This is a genomic window from Thalassoglobus neptunius, from assembly GCF_007859735.1.
Taxonomy (GTDB): Bacteria; Planctomycetota; Planctomycetia; order Planctomycetales; family Planctomycetaceae; genus Thalassoglobus; species Thalassoglobus neptunius.
The window spans coordinates 1,152,390-1,164,750 of record NZ_SIHI01000001.1; the positions used below are offsets into that span (position 1 = coordinate 1,152,390).

The 12,361-nt window shown below is 52.2% G+C and carries 10 protein-coding genes; 3 read left to right on the plus strand and 7 right to left on the minus strand.

What is annotated here, in order from left to right; all coding sequences use genetic code 11:
* The first annotated feature begins 60 nt into the window (after window positions 1-60).
* Window positions 61-1,620, plus strand: a complete 1,560-nt coding sequence (locus KOR42_RS04670; RefSeq protein WP_146507440.1) for a carbon-nitrogen hydrolase family protein — start codon at window positions 61-63, stop codon at window positions 1,618-1,620.
* Window positions 1,621-1,814: 194 nt separating this feature from the next.
* Here the strand turns inward: KOR42_RS04670 and KOR42_RS04675 are convergent, their stop codons facing one another.
* Complete coding sequence (locus tag KOR42_RS04675; protein ID WP_146507441.1) at window positions 1,815-3,125, minus strand: cytochrome-c peroxidase; 1,311 nt, start codon at window positions 3,123-3,125, stop codon at window positions 1,815-1,817.
* Between the two features lie 334 nt (window positions 3,126-3,459).
* Window positions 3,460-4,635 (minus strand): isocitrate/isopropylmalate dehydrogenase family protein, encoded by a 1,176-nt coding sequence (locus tag KOR42_RS04680; RefSeq protein ID WP_146507442.1) that lies wholly within the window; start codon window positions 4,633-4,635, stop codon window positions 3,460-3,462.
* 946 nt (window positions 4,636-5,581) lie between these two features.
* Between KOR42_RS04680 and KOR42_RS04685 the strand changes: the two genes are divergently transcribed.
* Window positions 5,582-6,292 (plus strand): hypothetical protein, encoded by a 711-nt coding sequence (locus tag KOR42_RS04685; RefSeq protein WP_146507443.1) that lies wholly within the window; start codon window positions 5,582-5,584, stop codon window positions 6,290-6,292.
* Window positions 6,293-6,387: 95 nt separating this feature from the next.
* Here KOR42_RS04685 and KOR42_RS04690 read toward each other — a convergent pair whose 3' ends face one another.
* Both KOR42_RS04690 and KOR42_RS04695 read right to left on the minus strand, forming a co-directional pair.
* Window positions 6,388-8,361, minus strand: coding sequence for a sodium/solute symporter (locus tag KOR42_RS04690; protein ID WP_146507444.1), 1,974 nt, complete (start codon window positions 8,359-8,361; stop codon window positions 6,388-6,390).
* Window positions 8,358-8,597: a DUF485 domain-containing protein gene (locus KOR42_RS04695; RefSeq protein ID WP_197440866.1), complete on the minus strand. Its 240-nt coding sequence runs from the start codon at window positions 8,595-8,597 to the stop codon at window positions 8,358-8,360. Before KOR42_RS04695 ends, KOR42_RS04690 begins: the two co-directional genes overlap by 4 nt.
* 241 nt (window positions 8,598-8,838) lie before the next feature.
* On the opposite strand from KOR42_RS04695, the gene bcp reads away from it, so the two are divergent.
* Complete coding sequence (gene bcp, locus KOR42_RS04700; protein ID WP_146507446.1) at window positions 8,839-9,315, plus strand: thioredoxin-dependent thiol peroxidase; 477 nt, start codon at window positions 8,839-8,841, stop codon at window positions 9,313-9,315.
* A gap of 68 nt (window positions 9,316-9,383) precedes the next feature.
* Here the strand turns inward: bcp and KOR42_RS04705 are convergent, their stop codons facing one another.
* The 3 genes from KOR42_RS04705 to KOR42_RS04715 form a co-directional block, all read right to left on the minus strand.
* Window positions 9,384-9,566 carry a hypothetical protein gene (locus KOR42_RS04705; RefSeq protein WP_146507447.1) on the minus strand — a complete coding sequence of 61 codons (183 nt, stop codon included), beginning with the start codon at window positions 9,564-9,566 and terminating at the stop codon, window positions 9,384-9,386.
* Window positions 9,567-9,765: 199 nt separating this feature from the next.
* Window positions 9,766-11,217 carry a hypothetical protein gene (locus tag KOR42_RS04710; RefSeq protein WP_146507449.1) on the minus strand — a complete coding sequence of 484 codons (1,452 nt, stop codon included), beginning with the start codon at window positions 11,215-11,217 and terminating at the stop codon, window positions 9,766-9,768.
* Window positions 11,218-11,437: 220 nt separating this feature from the next.
* Entirely contained in the window at window positions 11,438-12,073 is a 636-nt protein-coding gene (locus tag KOR42_RS04715; RefSeq protein WP_146507450.1) for a penicillin-binding protein activator LpoB, read from the minus strand.
* Between the last annotated feature and the right edge of the window lie 288 nt (window positions 12,074-12,361).

The window sequence follows — 12,361 nt, forward strand, 5'->3', positions numbered from 1 at the left end:
TGCCGGCTGACCGATGTTCCGACGTGTGAGCGACCAGTGATCTGGTATTGAAAGCAAATTATGGAAACGATTGATCTCGCGGAGTTTGAGTGGAAGACCGTTCTCAGAAGGCTGGCGATCGAAGACTTCGATGCCCTTGTCGAAATGCAGAAGCTCTGTTTCAAGGGGATGCAGCCGTGGGAAAAGAGCCAGATCGAGAGCCAGATTCATCTATTCCCACAAGGTCAGCTTTGTATCGAGATTGAAGGAAAACTGGCTGCCTCGTGCAGCAGCTTGATTCTGGATTACGATCCGGAACTCCCCTGGCATGACTGGAAGAAGGTTGCTGACAACGGTTACATCCGAAATCATAATCCCAAAGGAGATACGCTCTACGGGATTGAGATGATGGTTCACCCGGAGTTTCGCGGGATGAAGCTCTCCCGGCGGCTTTATGATGCTCGCAAAGAGCTGTGCCGAGAGAAGAATCTCGAGAGGATCGTTATCGCTGGCCGAATCCCCGGTTACGGTCAACACGCTGACCGAATTTCTGCTCGAGAGTACGTTGAGAAGGTTGTCGACAAAACTCTTTACGATCCCGTGTTGACGGCTCAACTTTCCAATGGGTTTGCGTTAAACGGATTGATTCCGGACTACTTTCCGACGGATGAAGCGAGTCGTGGTTTTGCGACATCCCTCGATTGGCGCAATCTCGACTATCAGCGCGGGGCCCGACGCCGTTACGGACACACCACGGAACCGATTCGGCTCGCGGTTGTTCAGTATCAGATGAGAACGATCTCAGTGTTTTCGGAGTTCGAAACACAGTGCGAATTCTTTATCGACACCGCCAGCGAGTACAAGTCGGACTTTGTCGTCTTTCCTGAACTGTTTACGACACAACTTCTGTCATGCGTCCATCAGGATCGGCCCGGAAGCGCAGCCCGAAAACTGGCGGAGTTCACACCTCAATATCTCGATTTTTTCACTGAGATGGCGGTGAAGTACGACATCAATGTCATCGGGGGATCGCACTTCGTCGTGGAAGATGAATCGCTCTTCAATGTCGCCTATCTGTTTCGACGGGATGGATCGATTGGCAAGCAGGAGAAGATTCACATCACGCCCAGCGAACGCAAGTGGTGGGGAGTGACACCCGGACGAAGTGTGAGCACTTTCGATACGGACTGTGGACGAATCGCGATTCTCGTGTGCTATGACATTGAGTTCCCGGAGCTTGTCAGAATCGCCGCCCAGAAGGGGGCGAAGATCATTTTCGTGCCTTTCAATACCGACACCCGGCAAGGATATTTAAGGGTCCGGAACTGCGCGATGGCTCGCTGTATCGAGAATCATGTTTACGTTGCTGTGTCTGGATGCACCGGAAACCTCCCGTTTGTCGAGAACTCCGACTTACACTACGCACAGTCTGCCATCTTCACTCCCGCGGACGCAGAATTCGCACGCGACGGAATCGTTGCTGAATGCAATGCGAACATCGAAACGATGATCATTGAAGACGTCGATGTCGAACAGCTGCGACGCCACAAAGAAAGTGGCAGCGTTCAAAACTGGAACGACAGGCGCCGCGATCTTTATAAGGTTGTCTATCGCGAAAACGGAGAAGAGTTCGAAGTCTAAAACCTGTTTCTTTTGCTTGGGAGCGACTGACAACGGTTTCACAACATGCTCGAAACCATCTTCATGTTCTCAGTCAGCTTCCGTAATTCGGAACGTTGAGAGAACCGGCGCAAACAAAAACACCCCGTCAGAATTTCTGGCGGGGTGTTTGTTGAAAGCTGTCTCACGTGGGACGAACTCACGCTGGACGAGGTTTACTCTTGCGGATCAGCTGGAAGACGTTCGTCTTCGACTTCTGGAAATGAACCGGTGAGTGCTTCCATGAAAGCGACGAGGTCGAGCTTTTCCTGCTCGGTCAGATTGAGCTTCACGATCTTGTCGCTGAGATTCTTGTTGGGCGTTCCGCCCTTGTTGTAGTGCTCAACAACATCCATCAGTGTGTCCAGACTTCCGTCGTGCATGTAAGGAGCAGAGTGGACGACGTTTCGAACGGTTGGCGTTTTGAAGGCGCCCCAGTCTTTCTCGTCTTTCGTCACTGCGTATCGTCCGACGTCAGGGTCTTCGGCATCCATTCCGATTCCGAGATTGTGATACTTCTCGTCGGCGAGGTTTGCTCCCACGTGACACGCTGCGCAGTTGACGCGTTCACTGAAAAACAGCTCCTGTCCGCGGAGAGCACTTTCTGACATCGGATTGGATTCGGCTCCCTGTTTCGCAAACTCGTACTGCTTTGCAAACTCTTCGCTTGAGTCGATCAGATCTTCAAGGTCTTCGGGATCGAGTTGAGCGAATCGTTTCATCTCTTCGCTGAAATCGTATGCGGCTGGTCCGGTGACGAGTGTTCTTTCGAAGGAAGCGAGAGCGTCAGCGACGTTTTCGATGTTGACTGCGTTCTTGCCTTTTCCACCGAAGACAGCACGGAACTGCAAGACGTATCCGGGGATGTTCTTGATCGATCCGACAGCGGCTTCGTGGGTGTTTCCCATTTCGATCGGGTTGGCAATCGGTCCAACGGCTTGTTCTTCGAGTGAGGCTGCGCGGCCGTCCCAGAACTGGAGGTCCGACAGAATTCGGTTGTAGCTCACTGGGGAATTTCGGTTCCCTTCCTGTCCTCCGATGCCGACGCCGAACTTTGTAAATCGTCCGTAACCTTCGTCCGGATGATGGCAGGTGGCGCAGCTGATTGTCGTGTCAGCAGACAATCGGGGATCGAAGTAAAGCTGGCGGCCGAGTTCGATTTTGGCCTGTGTCAGAGGGTTTCTGTCCAGACCTTTAATCTGCGACGCTCCGGCTGCAAGCCCGAGCGGAAGGACAGGTTCGATAACTCGGTGAAGTTCCGGTTCTGTGAGCCACTTCCGAATCTCTCGAAGCTTCAGGTCTCCCTCGCCGGGAATGCCGTGCAGGAGTTCTCCTTCTCCCAGCTTGACGGTCTTCGGTCCTAACTCTTTTGCTTTGGCTTTCGCTTTCGCGATTGCGTTTTGCTTTCTCTCTTCCTGCGCTTGGCCGGGAACTCCGATTGAGAGAATACAGGCTCCTGTGATAACAACGAAAAGCAGCTTCTTCATCTCAAATCCTCAATCTCTCCGGTTGGGGTTTCTGTCGGCACGTTCTTCTACTGAGAGTTTAATGAGTGAGGTGGAGTGAATGTTCTTTGAGTGAGCAAGCAGTCACCTGAATCTCAAACTCCGACTCTCGTTTCTACATTGTATGAACCGACGCGATTGGGTCCACCTAGCGGACAGATTGACTGCGAGTTCGTGGAGTTCCTTATCAAAAATTCACTCTTCCCACAAAAAAAGCCGGAGCTGAGATGCTCCGGCTTTCCTGAAATTGAAACACAGTGACAGGTTCTGTGTCAGGCTGACTGAACCTGTTGAGATTGTGTGCTTCGGGCGAGTTCTATTCTGCTCGCATCTTCGCACAGATGGCTTCTGCCATATCCTGAGTGCCGACGGCAGTTGGGTCGTTTCGATCGGCTTTCATGTCGTAGGTGACGTCTTTGCCTTCTTCGATGACAGCAGCGACCGCCCGATCGAGTTTCGCAGCAGCTTCTCGTTCTCCGAGGTGATCGAGCATCATCTTTCCGGAAAGGATCAGAGCGACAGGATTGACGCGGTTCTGTCCTTTGTATTTCGGAGCACTTCCGTGAGTGGCTTCGAAGATGGAGGCTTCTGTCCCGATGTTTGCTCCGGGGGCAACTCCCAGTCCGCCGACGAGTCCGGCGCACAGGTCGCTCAGAATGTCCCCGTACAGGTTTTGCGTCAGGATGACATCGTACAGTTCCGGTTTTTGGACAAGCTGCATGCACATGTTATCAATGAGCCGTTCCATGTAGCTGACATTGCTGGCATCGGAAACTTTTCCGACCAGTTCCGGATCAGGAGCGGCACCGTCAGCGAGTTCTTCCCATTCGAATTTCGCCCCGTAAGCGAGAGCAACAGCTCGGGTTTCGTCGTACCAGAGACCGTCGGTGAACTTCATGATGTTGGCTTTGCAGACCGACGTCAGTGATTTTCGCTCCTGTTTGACCGAATAATCGAACGCGAAATCTGCAATTCGCCGAGTCCCTTCGTAAGAAATCGGCTTGATGCTGATTCCGGTCGTGTCTTCTCGTGTGTTGATCTTCTTTCCCGTCGCAAATTCATTGATTTGCCCAATTAGCTTGGCGGTTTTGTCGTCGCCAGCCTGGAATTCGACACCTGCGTAAAGGTCTTCTGAGTTTTCACGAATCAGAACGAGGTCGACGTTGGAGTCCTCGAAATAAGTTCGAACGCCCTTGTAAGTCTTGCATGGACGAACACAGGCGAAGAGGTTCAATTCCTGTCGCAGAAAGACGTTAACGCTGCGGAACCCTTTTCCGATCGGTGTGGTGATCGGTGCTTTCAGAGCAATTCCATTCTTCCGCACAGAATCCATCACGCGATCCGGGACTTTTCCTTCACGCTCAATGACTTCAATCCCACATTCTTGAAAATCCCAGTCGATTTTCACGCCTGTGGCTTCAATACACTTTCGTGTTGCTTCGGTGATCTCTGGACCAACACCGTCACCGGGAATCAGCGTCACATTGTACATTTCGAATACTCTCTGCTGTTTCGATATCGAGGCCGAAAGCCGCCACGCTTGGCTTCAGACGATTTCGCAAATGCGGTAGCGCTTCGTCTGTTGAGGAATTCTCAATTTTCCAGATATTTCGGAACTTTTCCGACGAACAGATTTGGCATCTGGTGGGTTACTCTGGATGAACAGGACCGTATCAAAAGGCAATGTCCCATTCAAGGAGTGCAACGGCCTGTCAACCTTTCATAACGTTTTGTCGTCAATTCGTGGCGGTGATATCAAAATGAATGCGCAAGTTGACAGGAGGATCCACTCCAGTCGGAAACGCCTTTGACGAAAATCGCCTGCGTTTCAATTGAAAAGAATCAGAATCAATCCGGAAAGATCACCCAATCATGAGCATCGGTACAGGACTTGCGAAACCTGTCATCGGTTCAGTTCGGTGATCATCTGATTTCCGCTCTATTGAGCGTGGAGTGTTGAGAGCAATCCTTCAACATTCCTTCCCTGGCGAGATAGAGGTTCGTCAGCCTCACGGCAGCAACAACTGAGCCGGAAGCAAGATCGCATTGGAAGGTTGAGCAATCAGCTTTTTCGTGCGATGCCTGCTTGGGTCCCCTGACTTCGGGGGGAGCGGGGGACCCAATTTTCGCGGATTTCTCTCAAGAAATCCGTCTACGGTTCGTCAATTCACGTCACACCTTCCAGTTGTTCCTGTCCCATCTTTCAAGCCACCTCACGACGGTTGACTGGTGATCCCTGCAGCTGCAATTCGTCTGCGAACCATTGAAAAGACAGCCAATGCTGTCGTCTTCGATGAGGGACGATGCAGCTCACAGTAGATCGGAAACTTGTCGCTATGGTTCTCGCCCCGAAGAAACCGAAGAAGTCACGTCGGTCAGACTCGCATTCATTCCCTTTCTCTTCATTCCGAATCGGCTCAAAATTCAGGGAATGCTCCTTGAGAGAATTTTTTGAGCTGGTCCTCGCGAACTCGCGAAATCACAACCGAACTGAACTCAATCAGGCCAGTCAGGTGAGCGAACAAGCAACCGAAGATTGTTCAAGCGGCGAGTTGGCAACATCCTTGTCGTTGGGAAATGACGATTGCAATGCTGTCGATTGTGATGCGATTGAAGATGTCATCGCGAGCTATCTGCATGATGTTCCCCACAGTGCGAAAACGTGGGGCCAACGAGACCTGGAAAGTTTTCTTCAATGGGTTCGCGACTCAGCCATGTTTAACGAAGATCGCCATTCCTCAACGGAAAAAGCGAACCTCCGGCGATCTACTGAGCAGCTGATCATTCAGAAACGACTTGCCTTCCGAAGGTTTCAAGCAATCGCTGCTGACTGCTCTGTTGATTGCAGAACTCAGAATTGGAGCGACAAGACAGTCCTGCATCTCAATCCGACGTTCGTCTGGTCAGCGTCGAAACCGAATTGCCGATCCTCTCACGGGGAGCGAACCGTGCTGTTTGTTTCGACGGACGAGCGAGTCACATCGATGTCGTTGTCGGCCAGCTGGGTTGAATTCATCGAGTTGTTATCGCGAACGGGACCGGCGACAGTGAAGGCTGCGCAGCGAAAAACGAAATCAGCCAGCCGCGAGGTGTTTGACGACGTTCTAACTCGAATGCTGGGCCATCAACTTCTCGCGATTTCGACGTGAACTCACCCAGCGACAACGGCATAGCATTCACAGCTTAGCAGCGATGGCGCACTGTCCTTGCTGGGAAGTTCATCGAGAAGTGATGCAACAAAGTGTTACGCGGGATTCGGTTCGGGAGTCTCTGAGGCTTTTGGCTGCGTGAGCAATGACACTCCGACCAGCGTCAGGAATCCGAGTGGAATCGTCACAATTCCGGGTTGGCTGAACGGGACGTAACCCAGGTGCCCGGGAATTTTGTAGACAGCGTCGAACGTGTCTCCGCTTAAGAGAATCCAACCGAGTGAAGACACCATCCCGACACTCACAGCTGCGATCACGCCTTCTTTCGTGGTCTTGTTCCAGAACAACAGCATCACCAGAGATGGCAGGTTCGCGGAGGCAGCGATACTGAACGCCCACCCGACGAGGTAGCCGACGTTCAGCCCCTCGAAGAGAATTCCAAGAACGATTGCAATCACACCCACGACGACGGATGTGATTTTCGCAACGCGCACTTGTTGAGAGTCGTTCAGATCGACTTGGCCAACGTTCATCAGCAAGTCCCTCGTGACTGCACCCGCCGAAGCGAGAATCAATCCGGAGACGGTTCCGAGGACGGTGGTGAAGGCAATCGCTGAGATGATCGCGAAGAGCCAGACGTTCATGCTTTTCGCGAGAAGAGGAGCGGCCATGTTTGAGTCGGTCACATCCATCGCTCCACTGACCATCGCTCCCAGGCCGAGATAGAGAGTCAGAATGTAGAAGAACCCGATCGCGCCAATTCCGACAATGGTACTCTTCCGGGCACTCTCTCCATCTTTCACCGTGTAGTAGCGAATCAGGATATGTGGCAGTGATGCTGTTCCGCAGAACAATGCGAGCATGAGCGAGATGAAGTTCAGTTTCTCGACGAACTTATCGCCACGAATCCCTGCAAACTTGGGGTGATTTCCGGGCATCAGAACTTCGCTGCCGGAGGTTGGTTTCTGATAGTAGATTGTGGTCACGTCGCCGTTTTCTTCCGCGACAGTTGTTTTGCCCCACAGAATGACTTCGCTGCCGTGAAATTTCTGAAAGAACGAAACTGGTCCCAGTGCTCCGGTGGATGTTTCATCATCAGGAAGGCGGCTGATGTAGCCGACCGGATGCAATTCGGGTTCCCCTTTTTCAGAGCCTTTGGGGAGACCGTTGACGAGCAACTGTCCGTCCGGTGTTGAGGTGACAGTTTGACCTTCAACGAGGAAGACTTTCGAAGCATCTTCCGAATCCTTCTTGATGCTGAAAATCTTTTGTCCGCCATCCGGTTGTTCGACTCGGACGTACGGTTTTTCAGCCCATTCTCCATCTGCTGGCAGAATCGTTCCCGAGACTCCGGGCAGAGTGTGTGATTCGGATTCGGCAGACTTTAGTTCCGCTTCTGTGATGGGGCCAATGGTTTGAAACTTGTAACCATCCATTCCTCCTTCTTCGACATTCAAGCCTTTCGCCAGAATCATGATTACGAGGATCAGGCTGAACAGCACGAGGAGTGAGCCTTTGAGGAATTGAACATACGTTGTCGACACCATTCCGGCCGAAACGACGATGGCGACCACTGCTGCACCGACGAGGACAACACCGACCCAGTGGGGAAGTCCCAGCAACGGTTGAATCAAAACGCCCGCGCCGACCATTTGTGGAATGAGATAGAAGATACTGACGATCAGCGTGCTGATCCCGACGACACATTGGATTCCACGGGACTGAAAGGTCGAGTCGAGTGCGTCGGCGAAGGTGTATTTTCCCATCCGTTTGAGTGGTTCCGCCACGACGAACAACGCCACGATCCACCCGGCCAGAAAGCCGATCGAATACAGGAATCCGTCGTACCCGTAAAAGGCAATCATCCCGCAAATTCCGAGGAACGAGGCTGCGGAGAGGTAGTCGCCGGCAAAGGCGACCCCATTGATGAACCAGGGGATTTGACCGTGAGCAGCGAAGTATCCGGCGGACGATTTGGCTCGACCGGCGAGATAGAAACTTAAACCCATGGTTCCGCCGACGAAGGCGAGAAACGCCACGACCGCGATTGTTGATGGTTCGTAAATCATCCTTGCCCCTCCTCTTCCTTTTGAGGTTCGGAGCGACAAAGCAGGCCGTAAAGAATCGCGAGTAAGAATGCGGACAGGATCAATGCAAAGCCGTAAAGGACGGCCAGGTTGATTCCCTCAATCGGTGTGGCTCGCATCGTTTCTGGACGAAACGCATTGAGCAGCACGAAGATGACATAAAAGATGAGATAGATCCAGAAAAGGATCAATCCAATTCGGGAATTCCGAGCCTGCATCAAGGTATCCTTCATTCTCGCGATGGACGCGAATTACATATCGATAGCATTTGATCGTTGTCGGAAGATACAGGCTGAGACAATCCACGACAAGGACTTGGTACGATCGCTGCCGATCACGTTCGGAATTCGTCAACAGCTTCTGTGAACGTCGACCCCAAAGAACTGTTCTTGAAAGACCCGTCTCTTCGCATACAAAACGGGTTCAAGCATTCCTACTTCTTACTCAGGACCAGAAACGATGCCGCTTCCACAGGTTGGTAAAAAAGCTCCCGCGTTCACGCTTCCAGCGATTCCCTCAGGCAAGGTTCGTCTCAGCCAGTTTCGAGGAGACAAGAACGTCGTTCTCTATTTCTATCCTCGTGACAATACTCCCGGCTGCACGCAGGAAGCTTGCGACTTTCGTGACCAGATTGCCCGCGTTCAAGACAGTGACACCGTTGTGCTCGGAATTAGCGGAGACAGCATTGCCTCGCACGAAAAGTTTGCCGCCAAGCATGAATTACCCTTCCAGCTTCTCGCGGACGAAGACCACTCGATTGCTGAAAAGTACGGTGTTTGGGTCGAGAAAAAGAACTATGGCAAAACCTATTTTGGGATTCAGCGCGCAACCTTTCTCATCGACAAACAGGGAACTCTCGTCGAAATCTGGCCCAAGGTGAAAGTGAAAGGCCACGTCGACGAAGTGATCGAGAAGTTGAATGAACTTCAAGATTGATGAAAGAAGCTGCGCGCACGGATTCGTGACAGATTCAGTGATGAATGCCGGGCATTGATGTATGCTGATCAGTGACGAAGACTGACGTGTTGCAGCTGGTTGCGAATTTCGCGAATCAATTGGAGCTGCATCACCTGCAATCGTTCAAGCCCTTCGATGTCTTGATTGAGTTGTTCAAACAACTTGTCATCTTCGGTGGAAGATTTCTTCTCTGTCTGTTGTTTGGTTCGTGATCGTCGTCGCTTGTCCATGAGTCATAGTGCACCCGCGCGTTCTGGAAATCGGAAGGTCGATCGCTCTCGTCGCATACTGTTGAGTGTTTTCGTTCAACACCGAGAGCAAACACGACAGTCGACATGATCTCTCACTTGACCGCGTCGGAACTGGCTCGCGACGAACTTTAGATCGGAAACTCACAGCAGGAGAGGATCAACCTGCCATTGTCATAATTTACCGATCCATAACGGCCGACGATGACTCTCCAACCGATTCAAGAGTGAGTAGCGATTGGTCTGAACTGGTGAGAACTTCGCCGATGACTTGAGTATCTGGAATTGTCACCAGAACGTAAGTGTTTCGTCCGTCATGGATCTCGACGATTGTACTCACTGACGGGGCACGTGACGCGACCTGATTTGGGAGGATTTGTGGCGTAATAGTGATTTCCCTTAGACCTGCGGGTAATTCCGCACGAAGCACTTGAATTTGGTCGGGAAGAAGTGTCCAGCTGCGTGTGTCGGCTTGCTCTGTTGCTTCCCAGGCGACACCTGCCGCAGTCAGGGCGAAGTCGGCAAGCCCCGAGTTTTCTGCGCCCAGGCTGTCTTTGGCAGCATAGATCGCCGCCTTTTTGAGAGTCCTTCGGACAACCGCTCGTGCGACGACATCCGGGTGTTCGGCGGCAGCTTGCTCCACGGCGAATTCGCTGATGTTGCTCAGTGTGGCTGTTGTGCCAAGCACTTCGTTCCCGACGGAGACCTGAACGTTCTCGATCAGTGAGCGCCCCGGAATCACAACGGGAACTTTGATCGGGGCAATCGTCGGAGTGATTTCCTGTTCTGTGAATTCGTTGAGAATTCGGTCGGCGATCAACATGGCAGCGGTCGAGGGAACTTCAACAGCTTCCACTTTCTGCGGACCGCGGCCAACTAAACAGAAGACGTACAAGACGCCGTTGCCTCGCTCGGAGTGTTTGCCTTCCCGGGCGCGGGCGAGGTCAATCTGAGCATCGCGGAAATCTGTTTCCCAGTTTGCCACCTTCAGCCGCGAGCGTTCGATATCGTCGTAATCGAGGTGCCGTTCTTCCAACAGGGCTGCGTGAACGTAAGGGCCGAGAGCCAGTCTTCGGAAGTGAAGCTCTTCCGCGACTTCTTCTTCGTCGAGTCGTCTTGAGTTTTCAATTCGGGCGATGACGTCGTTTTGTTTCTCCGTAACCTGAAGCGCGTATGCGGTTGCGTCATCTCCGCCGTGCATCAGATTGGTGATCGCCAGCATCGCGCGAATGAGAATACGTTCGTAATCACTCCCAGCCCACGCGATTTCGTTGTCGTCCCGAATCATCGATCGCACGAGTTCTCTTGCGTCGCGTTGTTCGAGGTGATCGAGCCGGTCGCGGACTCCTCGAAGAAGCTGTTCAGCTTCATGAGTGTTGCCTGCGGTGAGTTGAATCATCGCTTTGTCGAGAGTCAACGCGTCGGAATCTTTTCGTTTCTCGTCGATGAGCGTCTGCAGCCTCGCTTGCGATTGAACGAGGTCGCCTGAATAGAACTCTTCTCGAAAACTCTGGGCCTGTCGCGCGCGGTGGGAGCATCCGGCCAGCAGAATGCAGACGATCAGCACCTGCCGTGCGACGCTTCGAAAGTTGGACACGGACATTTCGTGGGCAAGCATGCGTGAGTTCTTCATGTTTGAAATATCATCGAATGCTCTTGTCGATCAATGCAATGCAGGGATCGCCCTCCCTTGCTTCCCGTTGATCTCGGCGCGAACTCTTTCTGTCTGTTGCTGATCGCCGGACGCGAACTCGAGCAAATTGCTCTTTCCTGTGCACTCGCTTGAATCTTTCCATCAGGTCAAAGGCTGAGTTTGCTCGTGCGAGTGAGTCCACACCAAATCAGAAACTAATTTAAAAGTGACTCTTCGAGTAGAGTTTTCGGAGGTTAGCTGACTCTTTCGTGAACTCTCCGGTGTTGATGTCGACCATCTCCAGCGTGAGCAGATAATCGCGTTGATACTTCTTGTTATCCCGAGTTGTTCCGGAAGTCAGTTTGGCAAAAAGGAGATAATCGAACGGTTGATTGAGTTTCTGCATGACACTCAAGTACAGCTGTTGATTGTCGGGGAGGAAGAGATCGTCGGGACGAAGTCGTGTTTCGCGGAGCCCTGCCTCGACGTATCTTCGGCTGATTGAGCTGTACAATTCTGACTGCGACAGCATCGTGTCGATGTGTTCGAAGATTTGCTCCTTGAAGTCTCCAATCTCTTCGGAGCTGCGATTCTCAACGCCAACGAAGCAGATACGTTTCTTTCCGGTCGGCATTCCGTTCATGGATGCCTGTTGGATTTCTTGGACCTGGCGCCCCATCAATCGGCCGACTGCCTCATCGATGAGTGGTTTCCACGTTTCCGCACCTGCTTCATGGGAACCGACAGCATCGGCATCCATATCAGTCAGAACGGTGGCTTTTTGTGATCCGCGGCAGCCATAAGTCCAGATGGAGAGACCGCTCGATGTGAGGAGAAGGAATTGACGCCGATCCATGGCTACCTCTTGCTGTGATTGGAGAATCACTCTGTATGATTTGCGTCGCCAATTCTATGAGTTCGGTGTGTCGCGCAATAGATCGGTTCGTCGATGGGAACGGCGTCCTCGCGATTGGAGGCAAGTCCTGCCGAAGAGTCTCTTCGGGTGTGACGGGACTACGTGTCGTCAATGTGATGTCTGTTGCAGCATGGTCGTGTGAAATCGCAATTCTTAGCTGTCTCACTTCGGGCGGAAAGTTACCGAATCTGAGACTGGAAATCTTTTTGACAGTCTTTGTTGTCAAAA